The sequence below is a fragment of the Rhizobacter sp. LjRoot28 genome (genome assembly GCF_964253025.1).
Taxonomy (GTDB): Bacteria; Pseudomonadota; Gammaproteobacteria; order Burkholderiales; family Burkholderiaceae_C; genus Rhizobacter.
In genome coordinates, this window is record NZ_CAXUQC020000001.1 from 1535096 (window position 1) to 1555811 (window position 20716).

Sequence of the window (20716 nt, forward strand, 5' to 3'; positions counted from 1 at the left end):
CTCTCGTTCAGCTGGCTAGGATGGGAGCGAGGATCAGTTCCGCGATACGCCGGCGCCGGTCAACTGCGTAGTCGCCCAGCAAGTTGATGTGCCCGAGCCTGTAGGGGTTCAGCTTGCCGAGCAATTCCGGAGTTATCGGGAAGCCCTCGTCCCTCAGTTCCCGGATGACGCGCTCCATGTCGTGCACCGTGTAGAGCATCAGCATGTTGGCCATGAGGTTGGCGAACTTCATGACCTTCTGCTGTTCGTGCCGCACGTTCTCGGCGATCACGCCCCCATTGCCGAAAAAGCTGAGCTTGAGGAAGCCGTTGAACTGCTCGCTCTTGTTCGTTTCCGCGTTGATGAACCGGCGAAGGTCGACGTCGCCGATGTACTTGAGCAGGAAGATCGTGCGCAGGACCTTGCCCAGCTCCTGGAACGCGAAGTACAGCTTGTTCTTGCGGCTGTGCGTCCCCAGGCGGCGCAGGATGGTCGAAGGCGTCAGCCGTCCCTGTTTGATGGACACGCCGATCCTGAACATCATCGGCAAGTGCGTTTCGATCAGATTCCAGTCGATCGTGCCCTTGAAGATGCCGTCGATGTTCTCGTACTTGACCGTCTTGGTCGGCCTGAAGAAGTCAAGGTTGTGGATGGCTCGGATCCGCGGCATAAGCTGCACTCCGATCAGCTTGGACATCGCGAACGCGGCGTAGCTTTGCTGGTGAGTGTCCCCGTGCAACTTGCTGGGCTGGAGGGACGGCTTATCCGACTCGTCGACGTTCAGGTGGTCGAAGATGAAAAGACCCTCGTAGGTGCCGCAGCTGATGAAGTGGCTGAACAGCGCGATAAAGCGGTCCGACACCCGGGTGTACTGGATGCCGCCGTACGCGCCGTAGCGGATGTGGTATTCGCTGAGCAGGTTGCGCTCATAGAGGTTGAACCGCGTGCCATCGGCGGACGCGTGCTCCCCGGTTCCCCAATAGCTCGGCAGCTCGAACTCGCTGAACTTTTCGATGACCTTGGCTGTCACCTTCTCCAGCAGATCCTCGGTGACGTACTTGAGGTTGATCCAGGCCAGCTGCTTGGCGCTGAGGCTGCGGATCGACCGCGACAACTGCGCGGGCCCGAGATTGCAGCCATAGCAGAACAGGACCATGATGACCCGCACGCGCAGGTCCTCCAGGCGGCTCTCCGTGCCGGCCAGCGGCTTGAACATCTTGTGCAAGCCCAGCCAGTTCTCAACGGCCATCAGCACGTCGATGACGCCTACCGGCCGCAGTCGCTTGTCGAGTTCCTCCTGCAGCCCTGCGGCGTCGGGATGCGGCAACTCCTTCGGCGGCTTCTTCAGCGACAGACGCCCGTCAACGATCTCGGCGTGAGTATTCTCCGGCCAGGCTTTGTCGAGTTTCCATGACTCGGCCAGCATCTCGTCCTTCAGGGCCTCACAGAAGGCGGCGGGATCGGTGTCCAGCTCCGTAACCTCGGCATACCGGGGCAGCTCCCGCTCATACGTCTCCTCGTCGACCAGCTGCTCGCGGTAGTCGTCGAACTGCTCGCCGAAGCGCACCACCAGGTCGCCTGACTTCAACTCGTCGCGGATCATCTGCAGGACGGCGATCTCGAAGAAGCGCCGGTGCAGCACATCGGGCTTGCCAGCATCGGCCGATTTGAGGAAGACAAGCTTCTTCCACTGCTGCGGCATCCAGGCGAAGTCGCGCTTGTCAACCAACTGCAGCTCTTCCAGGGTGACCCGCTCGGCCCGGCTGGGCTTGAGCTGGCGCAGCGCCGATAGCAGCCGGTCGGTGACACGGTCGTTGCTGCTGGATTTCGGGTCGGCGACCAGTAGGCAGTTCAGCAGCTGGGCGCGGACGAACCTGTAGGGCTCTGCCAGAAACGGCAAGTAGTTCTTGCCCGCATACGCCAGGTGGTCCAGGCACTCCTTGATCACCACATCGACGTCCCAAGTCAGCGAGCTGTCGATCGCGGTGACGCGCTGATCCGCGGTGCCGTCGATCGTGTAGGCCTGCATGACGTTCAACAGCAACTCGACCAGGCTGTCGACCTTCTCTGCCCGTCCCTCCTGGTGGAGCAGCAGCTTGGTGCGCGCCAGGTTCTCCAGTCGGCCGAGCATCTTGATGAACAGGAGAGCCGCGTCGTCGAGGGACTTCGAGTACTGCGACCGAATGAAGACCACAGCCAGCGCGTAGCGCTTCTGGGCCTTGAGCTCCGCCATCTCCGAGGCGTCAAGCGCCCGCGCCATGTACCGGAACTGGCGCATCTTAGGGATCGGAATGTCGGGCTTGGGGAGCGTCTCGACGATCGCTTTCAGCATCTCGATGTGATGCAGGTAGATCCGGGTTTCCTTGTCGGTAGGCTTCTTCGGCTCACGCTTGAGTGAATGCCAAGCGCTGGTCTGAGCGCCCGCCTCGACCTTCATCAGCTTGTCGATCTTGGCCCTGGTCTCGGGCCCGAGCTGAGACGCTATGGCATTGAAATATTGGGCGTTGCTCTTTTCTCGGGCGGCGAATGCGGCCCGCTTGAGGGTGTCGAATGCAGGCAGCTCGTAGCGGTGCCGAACCAGCTCCTCCAACATCACATTAATGATGTCCGCCGCCGAATGCTGGATCTCGGCGGCTTCCTCCGCGACGTGCTTGAGCCAGGCGAAGCCGTTCTCCTGCAAGGGCCGGATGTCCAACCACTCCCGGAGCTTCTGGATCTTGGTCGCCCGGTTGCCTCCGCGCTCGAAGCGCCCCATCTCCGCTGGGTGACCGCGCAAATTTCAGGCACCGAGCAATATGATCGCGGACGACCTGCGGCACGTCGGGCAGCTTCATGAGCCGGCCCATCACCTGCACCATCTTCAGGTGGACCATCATGGCCGTTTGCGGTGCCGGCCCTTTCACCAATGTCTGCACGAAATTCAGTTCGTCTTCCGTCGGCGTGTAGTTCCGCTCAACTTCGGCCGTCGAGAGCTCGGGTTTGAAGCACGGATAGGCGGTGTCCTTGGCGGCGGTCATGCGACCGCCCGGCAAACAGTGACCTTGGCGTCAGTTCCAGCTGCTGTCGGTCGCGGGCTCGTGCAGCGAGGCTTCGAGCACGCATTCGCAGGCCAGCGCCACGCGATAGAGCTCGTCGAGCAGTTCCAGCAGCGTCTCGTCCAGGTTGTCGCGGTCATGAAATGGCACTTGGAGTTCGAATCTTTTGCCGTCGCGGTCGATCTGGCGCACGCCGAACTTCGCCAGGTGTACCGTCTCGATCTGCTTCTGTGCGCGGTCCGCACCGCGCCGCGAACCGCCGGGCTTGGTCAGCAGTAGGCGCAGATGAACGGTGGCGACTTGGCGGTCTGCGGACGGCCCCGATTCCTCGACGGGCTGCGTGGCTGGAGGCGTTTGAGGCACCGGTGGTGCGCTGGCGGCCAGGCCGCGCTCGAATTTCCACTTCAGGGTGTCCTGCGACACGTCGACGTAGCGCAAGGCGGAGCTGACGTCTCGCCAGCCTACGTGTTCCATCAGTTCCTTCAGGTCCCAGCCGCTGCTGCTGGCCCAGGTGGCGAAGCCGCGGCGCAGGGAGTGGCTGGAATAGCTGGCGGCTTCCTCCGCGCCGGCCTCGTGCAGGATGCGCCGCAGCAGCGGCAGCACGGCCTTGCTCAGCATGTGCTCGTGCGACACGTTGCCCCAGCGATCGATGCCTGGGAACACCGGCCCGGCCTTCAGGCCACTAAGCTCGATCCATTCGAGGTAGGCGTCCACTGGGCACAGCCGTGACAGCGCCGGGCAGTGGAAGGCACGGTCCTCGCCCTCATCGGTCGTTTTAGTCTTCCGCGGCCTGCAAGTGAGCCCCTTGCCTCGCTCGGCTTGGACGTCCTCAACGCGCATGCTGCTCAGCTCGTCGGATCGAAAGGCACGCCAGAAACCGAGCAGCAGCAGCGCTCGGTCGCGACTTCGGCGCAGTTGCTCGGTCTCGCGCCCATGCTTGCGCGCCAAGGCCTGCGCTTTCAGCAGCCAGTCCGACACGTCCTCCAGCACGTCAAGCTGCAGCGGCCGGGCTCGCTTCTGCGGCACCGCGTGCTTGGCCCGAATTCCGCGCAGCACCTTGCGCACCAGCGGCGCCCGGGTGGGATCGGCGAAGCCGTTGTCGGCATGCCACCGCGCAAGCGCCGCCAAGTGCAAGCGCAGCGTGCTGATGAGGTAGATCTCGGCGTGCTCTGCCAGATAGCGCGCCACGGTGTCGGCGGTGGTCGGCAGCAGCCCCTTCCAAACCTCCTCGAAGTTGCGCAGCGCCGCGGCATAGCTCTTGACCGTGTTGTCACGGTCGGCCGCCAGCACGTACTGTGCAACGGTAGCGCTCATGGCGCCGCGCTCGTTTTCAGTCGGCAGTTCGACGTCGAGTCCGGAGGCCGACGCTTGGCGGCGCGGGCCAACGCAGCCGCGGCATTCGCGGACGGCGGCACGCCGCACTTAGGCTGAACGGGTTTGACCATGTTGGCTCCAGCGATTCGTTCTCACGTGCGTAGCGGCACGGAGACCCGCGGTTCGATGGCCTTCAGCACGGCGTGCGAGGCGAGGATGTCTTCGTAGAGGTTGGCGTGTTTCGGCGCCTCGACGGTCAGCACGAGTGCGTACCGGATCAACTCCGTGCCGGTGCCCGCAACGGCGGCGCCATCACGGGCGTTGTAGTGGATGTCGAACGTCGCATGGTTCAAGCTGCGCCCGAGCATTCGCTCACTCGCGTGAAGCACCGTCTCCCACTTGCCGAGGTCAGCTCGTTGTTCTTGCTCGGTGCGGAAGGTGCTTTGCGAGAAGAACGAGCGCGACTTGATCTGCTTGCCGGCGGACTTCGACGAGTCCGGGCGGAACGTGATGCCTAACCCCGCCTTGGTGTACGCAGCGGCATCCTCGACGTCTACCGGGCTGGCGTAGCAGAAGGTCGCGCTCAGCGTGACTTTGCCGCTCAAGGGCGTGGCCGGCAGCGGAACCGGCGCCCGAAGGTACTTGCCCGGGCGCAGCAAGCCCTGGTAGAGGATGCGGGCGGTGCCGTCGGAGCACATGATCACCTGGTTGAGGTCACTGGGTATCCGGCCCCAGCCCACTTCGTCAACCAACTCGCTGGCAACCATCTGCGCCGAGTGAATCATCAAGGCCTTGATAGTCAGTGGGTGGACCGCATCGCCCAACACCGCACGCACGCCGACGGCGGTGCGCAAGGCATACGGCGCCGCGAAGCTCGTGCCCATCGTTGTGGCCAGCTCGGCGCGGCGACCGGGCAAAGGCACATGGAAGTACTCTTTCGGGCTGCCGCCAAAGGCGACCACGTCGGGCTTGCGCCGCCCGGGGCTGCGACCGGGACCGACAGCGCTGTAGTCCGCGCGTTTCCAGTCGGATGTCGAGTGGTTCGCCGCCCCCACGGAGAGCGCGTTCACGCTGTCGGCGGGCACCTGGATACGGTTCAGGCCCATGGCAGCGTTGGCTTGGCCGTTGTTGCCGACGGCCACGGTCATCAGCGTTTCGCCGTCGCTCAGCATGGTGTCAAGCACTGCCGTCCAAGCATGAACGTCGCTGTCTTCGGTCGACAGGCTGGGCCCGATGCTGAGATTGATGAATTGGTATTGACGGGAGAGCAGCACGTCTTCGATGCGAGCCAGTGTGCGGTACAGCTCAAGCTCGTCTTCCTGCTCCGTCTGATCGTCCAACACCCGGAAGTGGTCCACGTAGGCGTAAGGGCGCTGCGCCTCGGCTCCGGGCTCGATGGGCCCGAAGAGGAACGCTGACGTCACGCCCAATCCATGGTCGACGAACTCAGGGACGTCCTTGGCTGTGTGGTCCGAATGCTCGTACCGACCAAGGAACCGCGTCAGCACATGGCTCGCAGGTAAGCCGCCATCCAATATGGCCACACTTGGCTCGTCGGAGAGGGGCTGCGCTGAAGGCAACGAGAACCCGACAGAGATCGGACGGCTGCGCAGCGGTGGACGCGCACCGCGAATCGCCGGCATGGGTCGCACGACGCGGACCAGAGAAAACTGCGCCAGGCGGTCGAGCTGGGCAGCGTCTCCGAAAGCCGCGACGAACAGCATCCGCCCCACGGGGAAATCGAACTCGCCATTGACCTCGAACCCGCATTGCTTCGCGTAGCGGGTGAACGCCTGGCGCAACTCCGGTACGCCCTGGTCAGGCAGCAGGTGCAACCCGACCTCGAAGGCGCGCCCCTTTTGGTTGAGGCCACCGCGCAATCGGTCGGTCACCGTCATGCTGCTGAAGTCCTCGATCTCGGCGAACTGAATTGCTTCCTTGGTGTGTTCCACGAGTTGAGTCACCAGCGAAGGAAGCTGGGCAAATGCCGAACGCCGGCCGGCGACGAAGAGTTGTGTGGTCTCGCACTCCGGCGGCGCGGTCTTGCGCAGGTCTCGCCGAGGACGGACACGAACCGTTCGGCTTCCAACCGACGTCAGACCTGCTTGGCGCAGCAGGCCCGTCGGAAAGTACGACTTGGCGATGTACGCCGGGTGGAGATCAATCTTCGCAACGGTGATGTCGGACGGGCAAGCATCCTGCGGCAAATCCTGCATTTCCAGCACCGCCGAAACGATGCGAGGCAGCAGCTGCGCCTTGGCTTCGGCCAGCCCGTATGGATGGGCTTTATCCGCTTTGATCGGGGGTGGTGGGATGTCGTAGGTCAGCAACTCACCCTTGCCGATGAGAAATCGATTCGCCATTTCATCCCTCCTTTTTGCGGCCTCGGCCCTTGATCGGTGACGGTCCCGCGTACTTGCGGATGGTGTCGCGCGAGACCCCGGTCAGGGCCATGATCTTGTTATGTGACATCCCGTTGGCGCGGGCTAGCTGCAGGGCCAGATCGAGCTTCGCCGGCTTATCCAGCCGATCGATGTGCTGCGCTGCAAGCGAGACGGCTAGATCGGCTGGGGCTACACCATTCAGCACCGCATCACGGCGCATCGAGGCGATGGCCCGTTCAACGTCCGAGAGCGAGTGACCATGCATCGAACTAGCCATGAGGTGCAGGAAGGGCTCATACGCGGGCGCGTCGGGGCCCAAAAAGCGCCGCACTGCTGCCTCGATTGTGCTGGGATCGGACTGCTCAAACGTGAGGATCACGTCGAACCGACGCCAGAGCGCCGGATCCACCAACTCCGGGTGGTTCGTCGCCGCAAGCAACAGGCCTGTGTCTGGCCAGGCGTCCACCTCCTGCAGGATGGCCGTTACCAGCCGCTTGAGTTCACCAACGTCTGATTCGTCGCTTCGCCGCTTGGCGATGGCGTCGATCTCGTCAAGCAACAGAACCGCCTCATTCGCACGTGCATGGTCGAACACCGCCCGCAGGTTGTTGCCGGTCTTGCCAAGCAGGCTGCTCATCACCGTGGTCAGATCAAGTATCCACAGCGGTTTGCCAATCTGAGCGGCAATCCAGCGGGCCGACAGCGTCTTGCCCACGCCAGGCGGGCCCACGAGAATCGCCGAACGGGTCGGTCGGATGCCGTGGGCACTCAGCTTGTCGCGCTCCCGTCGCTCGCGCACGATGCTTTGGATCTGCTTGAGCAGCCCTTGGGTCAACAGCGGGGCCTCCAGGCCGGCCAGGTCATCGAACACCCGAATCAACGAAAGTCTTGAGTCCGCGTCCATCGGCAGCGGTGACGCTTCGGGCGCCGTTGGACCGCGGCGCAGTACGGAAGGGCCGGACGCGCGGGTCTGAGTGGACTTCAGCGCCTGGTTGATGCGTTCGGCAAAGTCCGGCCGCCGCGCGCGATACTTGCGGACGAGCTTTGCCAGGAGCAGGCGCAGATCCTCTGAGGAGCCTGCGGCGGCGAGAAGGACTAAATTGGCGAAATCCGCCTCTAGATCCTTGAGTTCGTCTGTTTTACCTTCGACTTCCATGGAAAACCTGCGTCAATTTCATTCATTGAATTGACGAAGTTTCCCATTTAATTGGCGATGAGGCAAGAGAAACTGCGCCTGTCGGTGTGAACTACAAGCGCCGCTGGATCTACAAGTCCCCACTCCGCTGCAAGGACTCGACCGCCGCTTCTGTAAGCAGCTCCGCGTCGCGACGAACCACCACCGCTGGTCCTCCCGGCCCGATGCGCCAGGCGGGCCCGGTCGCCGCACGTTGCTGACCTTCCTCGTGCAAACTGTGCGGCAGCGATAAAAATGTCCAGGAGCCTCACAACATGACCAGCCCTCCTCGCAAGCGCGACCTGACCGGTGAACAGTTCCTCGCCGCGTTGAACCGCGGTATCGCGGACGGCGCCCCAGCGCGCCGCGCCCTGGCGGAACGCGAGGGGCGGCCGCCGTCCGAAGTGGAACCGGGACCGCGCGCCCCGTCCGCTGAGACTGTCACATGGGGATCCATCGACGAGTTCTTGGCCCGACACGGGTCGAAGGATTGCCCATGACTTCCCTCAACATCGGGGAAGCTGCCAGCGCCGCAGGCATCACGCCCAAGATGGTCCGACACTACGAGTCGATCGGTCTTGTGTCGGCGATCGGCCGCACCGATTCCGGCTACCGGCAGTACTCGCCCCGCGACGTGCACGTGCTGCGCTTCATCCGGCATTCCCGCGATCTAGGCTTCTCGCTCGACCAGATCCGTGAACTGCTCAGTCTCTGGCAGGACCGCCTCCGCCCGAGCCGCCAAGTCAAGGCACTCGCGCAGGCGCACATAGACGAATTAGAAAAGAAACTGCGCGAGCTTCAGGCCATGAGGAGTACGCTGCAGACGCTGGTTGGATGCTGCCACGGCGACGAGCGCCCGGACTGCCCCATCATCGAATCACTGGCTGGGGATGAACGTGAAGCCGCAAAGGGCGGAACCATGCCCGGCCGCCTTGGGCGTTTGATACCCCGCGCTTGACTTTGTCACTGTGGCAAGGTTTAGACTGCAGCAAACCGTACACCCTTGACGTGAAAACCCTCCGCTTTTGGCTGATCCTGCTGCTGGTCGCGCTGCTCCCGCTGCGCGGCGCGTTTGCGGCCGCCATGCTATGCGGACCGGCGGGAGGGATGTCTTCGATGGTGGTGATGGCTCCCCTTCACAGCTCAGCGAACGAGCACGTGGCACACGATCATGGAAGCCACGATCACAGTTCGGATCACCATACGGCCACAGACGCGGCAGTGGCAGACCCTGGTGGCAGCGGCGGCCTGGAGTCCGCAAGCCAGCCCGGCCATGACAAGTGCAACATGTGCTCGGCCTTCTGTTCGGCCGCGACATTGTTGACGGAAATGCCCACCGTCGCGACGCCAGTCGAATTCGCGCACGTCAACTTCGGCAAGTTGAGTGCGTCCGCGCCGTCGTTCATCTCCGGCGGTCCGGAGCGTCCCCCGCGAAGCATCTGACCCTCTAGGCCTCTTCGAGAGGCCGAATGGGGCTCGTGCCAACTGGCACGAGTGATTGGCTGATCCGCACGGATCGGCGACCAGATGACTTGAACACCATGACCTCACCCTTCCTACGGGCAGCGCTGCCTTGGGCGCTTTGCTGGCCCGTGCTTGCGGCAGCGCAAGCCAACGCACCGTCGACCCCACCACTTCCCGGCGGATTGCGCTACGACTCTGCCTTCGCCGACTACAAGCCGTACCGAGACTTGGGCGCACGGCCCTGGCGCGAGCTCAATGACCAGTTGCGCACCTCTGCGGGTGCCACGGCGCACGGCGGGCAAGGTTCCACCGCGGTGCCGGCGTCGAGCCCGTCAGCCTCTGCCCCAGCCAGCCGCCCTGCGGACAAGCCGCATCATCAGCATGGAGGCGCCCGATGAAGCGCCTCACCGCAGTGGCGGCTGCCGTGGTCCTGACCGGCTGCGCCTCTTTCTCGAACGACGGGGGCTTCGGGCCTGTCGGAGACCTCACCAGGGAGCGCATCGGCCAAGCACCAAGCTACCAGCGCACCGCCGAGGAGACAGACAGCGCCCAGGCCAGGGTGAAAGAACTGCTGGCTCAGCCACTGACGGCCGGAAGCGCGGTTGAGTTGGCCTTTCTCAACAACCGTGGCCTGCAGGCGAGCTTTGCCGAGCTGGGCATCGCCGAGTCAGAACTCGTGCGTGCCGGACGCCTGCGCAACCCGGTCTTCGCTTTCGGCCGCCTCCGCGAAGGCGGTGGCATCGTTGAGACAGAGCGCTCGGTGATGTTCGACGTGTTGGGCCTGTTGACCATGCCGGTCACACGCCCGATGGAGCGACGCCGCTTCGAGCAGGTGCAGCATCAAGCTGCCAGCGAAGCGCTGCGCGTCGCCGCAGAGGCGCGCCAGGCCTTCTATTCAGCAGTCGCGGCCAACGAGTTGGTGCGCTACTACCAACAGGTCATGGAAGCCGCCGACGCGTCGAACGAACTGGCGCGGCGCATGGTGCAGGCCGGCAACTTCAACAAGCTCGCCCAGATGCGCGAGCAGTCCTTCTACGCCGATGCCACGGCCGACCTCGGGCGGGCTCAGCACCGGGCAGTCGCTGAACGCGAACGTCTCGTGCGTGCACTGGGCCTTTCCGGCGATCAGCTGGCCGTCAAGCTGCCGGATCGGCTGCCCGATTTGCCGAACGCGCCCACGACACCAGCGAACGCCGAGCAGACGGCCATCGACCGACGACTGGACGTGCTGGCCGCCCGCCGGGCGACCGAATCCACCGCGCGCTCGTTGGGCCTCACGAAGGCCACGCGGATGATCAACGTGCTGGAACTCGGGTACCAGAACAAGAGCGCCACCGGCGAGCCGCGGGCCAACGGCTATGAGATCGAACTGGAGCTGCCGTTGTTCGACTTCGGCTCGACGCGCCTCGCCCGTGCCGAGTCGGTGTACATGCAGTCGCTGCACCGCACCGCCCAAGTGGCGGTGAATGCTCAGTCCGAGGTGCGTGAGTCGTACTCGGCTTACCGGACGTCTTACGACTTGGCCAGGCACTACCGGGACGAAGTGGTGCCGCTGAAAAAGCGCATTTCGGAAGAGAACCTGCTTCGCTACAACGGGATGCTGATCGGCGTCTTCGAACTGCTTGCCGACTCACGCGAGCAGGTGCGCAGTGTCACTTCGTACGTCGAGGCGTTGCGCGACTTTTGGGTGGCCGACACCCAGCTACAGACCGCCATCACCGGTCAGTCGCCCGGCAGCAGCGCGCTGTCGTCCAGCTCGTCCACTCCCGCCGCCGCCGAAGGCGGCGGCCACTGAGCAGAACCCCACATGTCGAATCGCAGAAACTTTATCCGCACCGCCGGCGCCGTGGCGCTCGGCGGGACCGCTGTCAGCCGCGTCAGCGCCGCCTCGTTGCCCGAGGCGGTGATACAGACCTCCCCGACGATGCAGCCGCCGCTCGTACCGACCACCGGCCGTCCTTACAACCCCGTGGCCACGCTCAACGGCTGGTCGCTGCCCTGGCGCATGAACAACGGCGTCAAGGAGTTCCACCTCGTCGCTGAACCCGTGGTGCGCGAGTTCGCCCCCGGCATGAATGCCAACCTGTGGGGCTACAACGGGTCCAGCCCGGGTCCGACGATCGAGGCGGTCGAGGGCGACCGGGTGCGCATCTTCGTGACCAACAAGCTGCCTGAGCACACCACGGTGCACTGGCACGGCGTGATGCTGCCCTCGGGGATGGACGGCGTGGGTGGCCTCACGCAGCCGCACATTCCGCCCGGCAAGACCTTTGTCTATGAGTTCACGCTGCTGCGCTCGGGCACCCACATGTACCACCCGCACGCCGACGAGATGACGCAGATGGCGATGGGCATGATGGGCATGTTCATCATTCACCCGAAGGACATCCGCCAGCAGAGGGTCGACCGCGACTTCGTGTTCCTGCTCGCCTCGTACGACATTGAGCCGGGCAGCGCGACGCCTCGCACGTCGGAGATGACCGACTTCAACCTGTGGACCTGGAACAGCCGGGTCTTCCCAGGCATCGACCCGCTGGTCGCCCGCACCGGAGAGCGGGTGCGGGTGCGGGTCGGTAACCTGACGATGACGAACCACCCGATCCACATGCACGGGCCGCACTTCGTGGTGACGGGCACCGACGGCGGCTGGGTACCGCCCTCGGCGCGCTGGCCCGAGGTGACGACCGACGTGGCCGTGGGCCAAATGCGAGCCTTCGAGTTTGACGCGGCGGCCGGCGACTGGGCCATCCACTGTCACAAGTCGCACCACACGATGAACGCGATGGGCCACGGCCTGCCGAACATGATCGGCGTGGACCATCGCGGCGTAGCCGAGCGCATCACCAAACTCGTGCCCGACTACATGGTGATGGGCGACAAGGGCATGGCCGACATGGGCGCGATGGAGATGCCGCTGCCCGACAACACGCTGCCGATGATGACCGGCACCGGTCCGTACGGCCCGCTGGAGATGGGCGGCATGTTCAGCGTGGTCAAGGTGCGCGACGACGTCAAGCCCGGCGGCTACGCGGACCCCGGCTGGTACCGCCACCCGCAAGGCACCGTGGCCTACGAGTACACGGGCCAAGTGCCCGAGCCCAGCCGCTCAAAACCCACACCCGCCGACCACCGGACCTTGCGTGTGCGCAAGCCCAACGCCGATCACTCTGGCCACTGAGCCACTAAGGAGACCCCATGACCTCACGATTCATTCCCCACGCGCTGGTTTGTGCGCTCGGCATGACCCTGTCCACCCTGGTGCTGGCTCATGGCGATGCCCACGAAGGCGCCCCCCGCACCTTCGACGCCAAGCAGGTCGAAGACACCCCATTCGGCCGCGAGGGCGACCCGAAGAAGGTCCGCCGCACCGTGCGCCTCGACATGAGCGACGCGATGCGCTTCACACCGAACCAGTTGGTCGTCAAGCGCGGTGAGACCGTGCGCCTGGTCGCCAGCAACAAGGGCCAGGTGCTGCACGAACTCGTGCTCGGCACACCGGAGGCACTCAAGAAGCACGCCGAGTTGATGCGCCGCTTCCCGGAGATGGAGCACGACGAGCCCCACATGGCGCACGTCAAGCCGGGCAAGTCAGGCGAGATTGTTTGGCAGTTCACCCAGGCCGGAGAGTTCCAGTTCGCCTGCTTGATCCCTGGCCACTTCGAGGCCGGCATGGTCGGCAGCGTGACCGTGAAGTGAACCCGGTTCCGCGCTCAGCAAACGTCACAACCCACCAAGGAATGTTCATGAACTCCATCCAGACCGCCACCGCCATCCTCCTGGCGACCTTTGCAGCCGCGGGCGCTTTCGCGCAGACGGCCTCCGGGAACGACAGCCCAAGCGTCCAGCCGTCGCCCCCCGCCGCCTCGGCAAGCGTCAACGCACCTCTTACGGAGGGCGAAGTGCGCAAGGTCGACAAGGAGCAGGGAAAGATGACCCTTCGCCACGGCCCGATCGCCAATCTCGACATGGGCGCCATGACGATGGTCTTCCGAGTGAAAGACCCGGCTGTACTTGATCGCTTCAAAGCGGGTGACAAGGTTCTCTTCGCGGCGGAACGTGCCCAGGGAGCGATCGTCTTGACGCAGATCGAAGCGGCCAAGTGAGAGCGCCGCCTTCCCACGGTGACAAGGTTCACAGTGAGCCCATCACTCATCAAAAGGACCCCACCGTGATTGCATTTGACGTCCAAGACATGACCTGCGGTCACTGCGTGAACGCCGTGACCAAAGCCGTTCGCAAAACGGACAACGGAGCGTCCGTGTCGGTGAACCTCGACACCAAGCGGGTGCAGATCAACTCGCCGTTGGGCAACACCGTCGCCTTCGAAGCCGCGATCCGGGAGGCTGGCTACCACCCGGTCCAAGTGACGAACGCCCTTGCAACTGCGCCTGCACCCGCTGCAGCGCGGGCGACGGGGTGCTGCGGAAGTCGCCGCTGACAACAGCCTTCGAAGAGGTCAGCGAGACAGCACCCACCTGCAACGACCGCTTCGAGCCGCGTGGGGTTCGAAGGAAACTCATTTGCGCCACCGCTGGGCCACGGAGCGCGGATTGCTCGGCTTTGGACCCTCAACCTCCTAAAGGACTGCCATGACTTTCAATTCCAACTTCAAGATCGCTAACGTGCTGCTTGCAGGGGCGCTCGCCTCTGCATCGGCCTTTGCTCAATCCTCGGGACACGGCTCTGAGCAGATGAAGAAGTCGATGGAATCAGGCATGCAAGGCATGCACAAGATGCACATGAGCGGCGACACCGACAAGGACTTCGCGATGATGATGAAGATGCATCACCAGCAGGCCCTCAAGATGGCCAAGGTGGAGCTCGAGCATGGCAAGTCGCCCGAACTGAAGGCCATGGCGTCCAAGATGATCCAGGACCAGTCCAAGGAGATCGAGCAACTGGACAAGTGGTTGCAGCAGAACAAGTGACACCCATCTGCGATAGCGGCGCAGGGCGCTGGGGATCGGTCGATCGGACAAGCTCCGATTTGGGCCGGGCGCACCGTCGCTCTACTTGATCTGTCGCAAGTGATAAGTACTGCGCGCCGCTAGGCTGGGGAACTCGGCCTCATCCTGTGGCGCTCCTTCCCAGATCCGGCCCCAAAGCTGAAGAAGCCGCCGGCCTCTTCCCGATCGAATCCCTCAGTCTTCGACCGGGTGTGACCACGGGGCCACCGAACCAAGAAGGAACACTGCCATGTCCACTGACCACGCTCATACCAATCCGCCTCCCCAGTCCAGCGGGCTGCCGCGGCGTGCCGTGCTCGGTGCCGTCCTCATGACCGCGTTGATCGGCATATTCTTTCTTCTGCGTGAGCACCGGGAGCACCTCGCCGGCTCCTGGGCGTACCTGCTGCTGTTGGCTTGCCCCGTGATGCACCTGTTCCATCACGGCCACGGGGGGCATGGCGGCCGCCAAGACCCCGGTTCCAGCCTGCCGCGAGCAAAGGACCGCTGAACATGCACACGCACACTCACGACGCCCGCCAGGGCCATGCGCACAAGCCTGCGGAGTCGTCCGATGGCACTGAGGCGCTGAAGGACCCTGTCTGCGGCATGACGGTGACCGAAGGCTCGCCGCACCGGCATGAGCACGACGGTCGTCTGTACTACTTCTGCAGCGCCAAGTGCCAGACCAAATTCGTGGCGGAGCCCGCCAAGTTCGTCGGGCCAGCAATCCCTGCAGTGGCGGCGCCCCCTCCAGCGACCGAACCAGGTTCGATCTACACCTGCCCAATGCACCCGGAAATTCGCCAGGATCATCCCGGGAACTGCCCCAAATGTGGCATGGCGTTGGAGCCGATGCTCCCCTCGCTCGACGACGAAGCGAACCCGGAATTGGAGGACTTCAAACGGCGCTTCTGGTGGACGTTGCCGCTCACAGTCGTCGTCACCTTGCTCGCGATGTTCGGCCACAGTCTTGGCTGGTTCGACATGGCCACGCAGAGCTGGATCGAACTCGTGCTGACGCTTCCGATTGTTTTGTGGGCGGGTGCACCGTTCTTCGTGCGCGGTGCGCAATCCGTGGCGAACCGCAGCCCCAACATGTGGACATTGATCGGCCTGGGCACGGGTGCGGCCTTTGTTTACAGCGTGGTGGCCACGGTGGCACCTCAAGTATTCCCCGCGTCTTTCGTGTCCATGGGCCGGGTGGCCGTGTACTTCGAAGCAGCTGCAGTGATCATCTCGTTGACCCTGCTCGGACAAATCCTGGAACTGAAAGCGAGATCGCAGACGTCGGCCGCGATCAAATCGCTTCTTGGCCTTGCGCCGAAGACGGCGCGCCGCATCGCTGCTGATGGCAGCGAGGCGGACGTGCCACTGTCGAATGTGCACGTTGGTGACCACCTGCGCGTTCGGCCGGGCGAGAAAGTGCCAGTGGACGGCGTCGTGGTCGAAGGCAGCAGCGCGCTGGATGAATCGATGCTGACGGGAGAGCCCTTGCCCGTCACCAAGCGGCCGGGTGACAAGCTGATCGGCGCCACCATGAACACCAGCGGCGCCCTGGTGATGCGCTCAGAGCATGTCGGCTCGGCCACTGTCCTCGCGCAGATCGTCCAAATGGTCGCTATGGCGCAGCGCTCACGTGCGCCAATGCAGCGCATGGCTGACCAGGTAGCCGGCTACTTCGTGCTGGGCGTGGTCGGCGTAGCCCTCCTGACTTTCTTCGCTTGGGGCTTCTTCGGGCCGGAGCCCAGCTGGGTGTATGGCCTCATCTGCGCAGTCGCGGTGTTGATCATTGCGTGCCCCTGTGCCCTCGGCTTGGCCACGCCCATGTCGATCATGGTGGCCACCGGTCGTGGTGCGACCAGCGGTGTGCTGTTCCGCGACGCAGCGGCGATCGAGAACCTGCGCAAGGTCGACACCCTCATTGTCGACAAGACCGGCACTCTGACCGAGGGGCGACCGACGTTCGAGCGGGCCGTTGCGGTGCCCGGGATGGCCGACGACGAGGTGCTGCGCCTGGCAGCCAGCCTGGACCAGGGCAGCGAGCATCCTCTCGCAGCTGCCATCGTCTCGGCAGCCAAGGAACGCGGTCTGGCACTCGTCAAGCCGGAGCAGTTCGACTCGGAGTCCGGGATCGGCGTGCGTGGCACGGTGGGCGGCCAGGCGGTGGCGCTGGGGAATACCGCGCTGATGGAGCAGTTGGGCGTCGACGTGTCCGCCATGACGAGCCAAGCAGAGGCGCTGCGCGCCCAGGGCGCCAGCGTGATGCACTTGGCGGTCGAGCAAAAGCTGGTTGGCTTGCTGGCCGTGTCCGACCCCATCAAGGCCACAACGGCCGAAGCGCTGGCCTCGTTACGAAATGCGGGGTTGCGCGTCATCATGGCCACCGGCGATGGCCAGACCACGGCCCGCGCGGTCGCCCAGCGCCTGGGCATCGACGAGGTCCATGGCGAGGTCAAGCCGGCCGACAAGCTCAAGCTGGTCGAAAAGCTGCAGGCGGAAGGCCGTGTGGTGGCCATGGCTGGCGACGGGATCAATGACGCCCCGGCGCTGGCACGCGCCGATGTGGGCATTGCCATGGGCACTGGCACCGATGTCGCGATGAACAGTGCACAGCTCACGCTGGTCAAGGGCGACTTGCGCGGCATTGCCACAGCGCGCGGTCTGTCGGTCGCGACGGTTGCCAACATGAAGCAGAACCTTGCGTTCGCGTTCGTCTACAACGCGTTGGGGGTGCCGCTGGCGGCCGGGCTGCTGTATCCGTTCACCGGATGGCTGCTGTCGCCCATGATCGCGGCGCTGGCCATGAGCTTGAGTTCGGCGTCGGTGATCACCAACGCGCTGCGGCTTCGCAAGGCTGTGATTGGCCCTGAGTGACACCACCGTGCCAGCCGTCACCGAATTGCGCGAGATGCGCGGGCGGAGCGGTTTTTTTTCCCTTACAGAGAGAACTCAACCATGACCAAGAAACTCCTAGCGATGGCTTTGCTTGCGTGCGCCAATGCAGTCGCCGCTGCTGACAAGGTATACGTCGCCAACGAAAACGCTGACAGCGTCAGCGTGCTCGACGCGGCGTCCTTCAAAACGCTCAAGCCTGTGACCGTTGGGAAGATGCCCCACAACGTGCAGGTCTCGCCGGATGGCAAGGTGGTCTGGGTGACCAACAACGGTGAGCGGGATCCCGATGCTGCGCCCGGACACGTGAGCATGAACAAAACGGAGCACGCCGCCATGGCCAAGCCGGGCGCGGTTTGGCTGATCGACACGGCGACCGACGCAGTCATCGCCAAGATCCCAGTTGGCATGCACCCTGCGCACGTTGCGCTCACGCCGAATGGACGGTTTGCATACATCACGAACGGAGGAGACGACTCGGTCACCGTGATCGATGCAACAACAAGGAAGTTTGTGGCAACGATCCCCGTGGGGAAGTTTCCGCATGGCCTGCGATTTGCGCCCGATGGGCGATTTGCCTACGTCGCCAATCTGAAAGGCGGAACGGTCTCGGTTGTCGACGTCGCAAGTCACAAGGAGATCGCGCAGATTCCCGTCGGCAAGGGGCCTGCTCAAGTGGGGTTCACGCCGGACGGGTTGCAGGCGTTTGTGTCGCTGTCGGAAGAAAAAGCGGTCGCGGTGATCGACCCGGCCACACAGAAGGTGACCCGCAAGATCAGCGTGGGCTCTGTGCCGATCCAGCTCTTTGCGACGCCGGATTCACGCACCCTTCTGGTGGCGAACCAGGGCACTCGGAGCAAGCCGGGCAAAACGGTCACCATGATCGATCTGCAGACGTTCAAGCCGGTGAAAACAGTGGTCACAGGGTCGGGTGCTCACGGTGTGGCCGTGGACCGTGAAGGGCGCTTTGCGTTCATCACCAATACCTACGCCGGCACCGTGTCGGTGATCGACATCAAGTCACGCGCCGTGGTGAGCACCGTTCGCGTTGGCAAGGGGCCCAACGGCGTGAGCGTGACCCCATGACGTTACCAACTTTGCCTATGCGACTGTCCGGCAAAGTTTTCGTTGCCTGCGGGCTGTGGATGGTTCTGCTGGGCGTCTACTTCATTGCGCTTCGGCCGGCGCTGCTGCCGGAGGATCCACGCTTCATGGGGACGTCCCTCGACGCCTTGCGCGCAGCGGCGCCGGGCCTCGAACGCTGGCTCAGCCACGTCTTCAACGTCATGGGCGGATTCATGATCGCCGCGGGGACCGTGACGATCCTGGTGGCTTGGCAATTTCTCGCCCGTCGCGCTCCCGGAACCTTATTGGCGCTGGCAGTCACAGGGGGAGCCGGCGTCGGGCTGATGAGCGCGACCAACTTTTTGCTGCACTCGGACTTCCGCTGGTTGCTGCTGGCGCCCGCGCTGCTGTGGATCGGCGGGATCGTGTGCTACTTGCGCGAGGACGTATGGGGCAGAGAGCCTTCGGGAAGCACCTGAATGGCTTCTCGGCACCGGCAGGCTTCGCGGCCGGCATCGTCTGCTTGGCGCCAGAATTCTGACGGGGGCTGGGAGGCGCGCGGACCGCGTCCCGGGCGGTTTAAATAGGGAGAGAGCGCATGCGACGCTTTAAGAGAAAAGGTGAAGAGGGCACCACCGGGACCAACTGGCTTGGCAGCTCGGCATTGCCGGCTGGTTTCGCGGATGCGTTGGAGCACTGGAGGCCGAGAGGATCGGTGTGCGCGGTCTCGCGAGTAGCGCAGGATTGCTATGGGAACGTCAGCCATGTTGAATGGGGCGTCACAACGCCATCGTTGTGCGACTGGGTGGTAGAGCCGGTTATTGCGGCTGCACATGAAGTTGCTCACGCTTTGGAACACGGGGTCACGGTCTTCACGCTATTTCCGACAGGGTCCGGATTTGCGTGCGGCCCCCATCTCGTCGTTGACGAGCGGGGGCAGTTGGCGATTTCTGAGGGACATCCACCTGAGTGGAATGTCTGGATGCTGGCGCGTTTGAACCTTCCTTCCACGCTGAACTGAGCCGAGCGCCGAGGCGCCGATAGGCCATCCCACCTGCGGGCTTCGAGCTGCATGGCCCGAGCAATGAAGCCACATGAGCCCAGCGGCGGCATTCTTATGAATCCGACGGTTTCGTACCGTCCGGGGCGGTTCAGCGCGGCTTGCACCGTCATCACAAGGAATAATTCGATATTAATCCTTCTTAGAAATCGGTCATCTTGGATAACTTGACGCTTGTATCGTGGTACGTAATACTGGCATTACGTAACACATACGGAATTGGTGTAAGCATGGCGCGTGCAGGCGTGACGAAGTTCGATGTCCAACGAGCCCGACTGGCGCTGCTGAAGGCTGGCAGGCATCCGTCGATCGATGCCATACGCATCGAACTCGGCAACACCGGGTCCAAGGCGACCATCTTTCGGCACCTAAAGGAAATCGAGGCCGACGAAGGGGGTACGGGCGTCCCTCAGGGGACGGTCAGCGACGAATTGATGGCCTTCGTCAACAGTCTGGCCGGGCGCTTGGAATTCGAAGCGCAGGAGCGCTTCGACGCTCTCAGGGCGGGCCACGCCGAAGAGGTGCGCCGCCTGACAGAGCAGCTGGAGAAAGCCCGAGCAGAATCCCGCGCAGCCCGGTCAGAAGCCGAGCGCAGCCAGATCGAACTGTCGGCCGAGCGGACCACGCGTCAGCGGGTAGAGGCTGAGTTGGCCGCGCTGCGCTTGGAGCTTGGGCAGGTAAGCACGCAGCTCACCGCCCAGTTGGAGGGCGCGCAGGAGCAGCACCTTGCGGCCAAGGCTCAGGTAGCTTCCCTGGAGGAGAAGCACAGCCATGCCCGCGAGGCCCTAGAACACTTCCGCAACGCCTCCCGCGAGCAGCGCGACCGGGAGGCCCGTCAGCACGAACAACAGTTGCAGTACCTGCAGCGCGAGTCGGCCGGTGCCGCCGAAGCCTTGACTGCGAAGCAGCTCGAATTGCGTTCCGCGCTGAAGGAGAAGACAGATGCACTGGAACTGCTGTCGGCCGCGCGGGCCGAGCGGCGCCAGGTCGACGAGCAGCTGCGAGAGCTGAAACATGCCGCCGAGCGTCTGGCTGTGCAAAACCAACTCGTCGAGGACATGCGCGGCCAAGCCCAGCAGGCGGCGCAGCAGTACGAAACCGTGCGTCTGCGGGCCAGCGACCTTCATCAGCGCAATGGGGAGCTGGAGCTGTTGTTGGCGAGCGCCAATGCGACAGCGCAGTCCCACGGGGACATGGTCAAGGAGCTGCTTGCGCGGGTCGGACCGCCGGCGACAAATGGCAAAGCCAAGGCGAACTCTGCGACAGCTGGCTAGCCGCTTGCCTGCGCGGCGAACTGGAGGGTAGGCGAGTGCGCCGCAGACAAATTGCAATTTCCTGTACGGGGATAGCGACTTACGCTAGCTTTGGCGTGACATCACATGATTCCCGGCCGACCCTCT

17 protein-coding genes and 1 pseudogene are annotated in these 20716 nt (G+C 63.9%); 13 read left to right on the plus strand and 5 right to left on the minus strand.

What is annotated here, in order from left to right; translation table 11 throughout:
• Positions 1-7: 7 nt before the first annotated feature.
• The 5 genes and pseudogenes from ACSQ2F_RS07270 to ACSQ2F_RS07290 form a co-directional block, all read right to left on the minus strand.
• Positions 8-2755, minus strand: a complete 2748-nt coding sequence (locus ACSQ2F_RS07270; protein WP_436021245.1) for a Tn3 family transposase — start codon at positions 2753-2755, stop codon at positions 8-10.
• Positions 2756-2807: 52 nt separating this feature from the next.
• Positions 2808-2996 (minus strand): annotated as a pseudogene (locus tag ACSQ2F_RS07275) (DUF4158 domain-containing protein); the annotation flags it as partial.
• 30 nt (positions 2997-3026) lie between these two features.
• Positions 3027-4328: a site-specific integrase gene (locus tag ACSQ2F_RS07280; RefSeq protein ID WP_436021247.1), complete on the minus strand. Its 1302-nt coding sequence runs from the start codon at positions 4326-4328 to the stop codon at positions 3027-3029.
• Positions 4329-4480: 152 nt separating this feature from the next.
• Complete coding sequence (locus ACSQ2F_RS07285; RefSeq protein WP_436021249.1) at positions 4481-6691, minus strand: S8 family peptidase; 2211 nt, start codon at positions 6689-6691, stop codon at positions 4481-4483.
• Position 6692: 1 nt separating this feature from the next.
• Positions 6693-7868, minus strand: a complete 1176-nt coding sequence (locus ACSQ2F_RS07290) for an AAA family ATPase (RefSeq protein WP_436021251.1) — start codon at positions 7866-7868, stop codon at positions 6693-6695.
• Between the two features lie 514 nt (positions 7869-8382).
• Between ACSQ2F_RS07290 and cueR the strand changes: the two genes are divergently transcribed.
• The 13 genes from cueR to ACSQ2F_RS07355 all read left to right on the plus strand — a co-directional run bounded on the left by cueR (position 8383) and on the right by ACSQ2F_RS07355 (position 20590).
• Entirely contained in the window at positions 8383-8844 is a 462-nt protein-coding gene (cueR, locus tag ACSQ2F_RS07295) for a Cu(I)-responsive transcriptional regulator (RefSeq protein ID WP_436021253.1), read from the plus strand.
• A gap of 50 nt (positions 8845-8894) precedes the next feature.
• A complete protein-coding gene (locus ACSQ2F_RS07300) occupies positions 8895-9329 on the plus strand; it encodes a hypothetical protein (RefSeq protein WP_436021255.1) in 435 nt (144 codons plus the stop codon).
• A gap of 415 nt (positions 9330-9744) precedes the next feature.
• Entirely contained in the window at positions 9745-11145 is a 1401-nt protein-coding gene (locus tag ACSQ2F_RS07305; protein ID WP_436021257.1) for a TolC family protein, read from the plus strand.
• Positions 11146-11157: 12 nt separating this feature from the next.
• Complete coding sequence (locus ACSQ2F_RS07310; protein ID WP_436021259.1) at positions 11158-12528, plus strand: multicopper oxidase family protein; 1371 nt, start codon at positions 11158-11160, stop codon at positions 12526-12528.
• 17 nt (positions 12529-12545) lie between these two features.
• Complete coding sequence (locus ACSQ2F_RS07315; protein WP_436021261.1) at positions 12546-13046, plus strand: cupredoxin domain-containing protein; 501 nt, start codon at positions 12546-12548, stop codon at positions 13044-13046.
• A 47-nt stretch (positions 13047-13093) separates the two neighbouring features.
• A complete protein-coding gene (locus ACSQ2F_RS07320) occupies positions 13094-13453 on the plus strand; it encodes a copper-binding protein (RefSeq protein WP_436021263.1) in 360 nt (119 codons plus the stop codon).
• A gap of 65 nt (positions 13454-13518) precedes the next feature.
• Positions 13519-13788: a heavy-metal-associated domain-containing protein gene (locus ACSQ2F_RS07325; protein ID WP_436021265.1), complete on the plus strand. Its 270-nt coding sequence runs from the start codon at positions 13519-13521 to the stop codon at positions 13786-13788.
• Between the two features lie 151 nt (positions 13789-13939).
• On the plus strand, positions 13940-14278 hold the full coding sequence (locus ACSQ2F_RS07330) for a DUF305 domain-containing protein (RefSeq protein ID WP_436021267.1): 339 nt from the start codon (positions 13940-13942) through the stop codon (positions 14276-14278).
• A gap of 268 nt (positions 14279-14546) precedes the next feature.
• Positions 14547-14807, plus strand: a complete 261-nt coding sequence (locus tag ACSQ2F_RS07335) for a DUF2933 domain-containing protein (protein WP_436021269.1) — start codon at positions 14547-14549, stop codon at positions 14805-14807.
• Positions 14804-17173, plus strand: a complete 2370-nt coding sequence (locus tag ACSQ2F_RS07340) for a heavy metal translocating P-type ATPase (RefSeq protein WP_436026766.1) — start codon at positions 14804-14806, stop codon at positions 17171-17173. The genes ACSQ2F_RS07335 and ACSQ2F_RS07340 overlap by 4 nt, the downstream gene beginning before the upstream one ends.
• Before the next feature lie 81 nt (positions 17174-17254).
• A complete protein-coding gene (locus ACSQ2F_RS07345; protein WP_436021271.1) occupies positions 17255-18277 on the plus strand; it encodes a cytochrome D1 domain-containing protein in 1023 nt (340 codons plus the stop codon).
• Positions 18278-18294: 17 nt separating this feature from the next.
• A complete protein-coding gene (locus ACSQ2F_RS07350) occupies positions 18295-18735 on the plus strand; it encodes a hypothetical protein (RefSeq protein ID WP_436021273.1) in 441 nt (146 codons plus the stop codon).
• Between the two features lie 826 nt (positions 18736-19561).
• Complete coding sequence (locus tag ACSQ2F_RS07355; protein ID WP_436021275.1) at positions 19562-20590, plus strand: DNA-binding protein; 1029 nt, start codon at positions 19562-19564, stop codon at positions 20588-20590.
• The last annotated feature ends 126 nt before the right edge of the window (positions 20591-20716 follow it).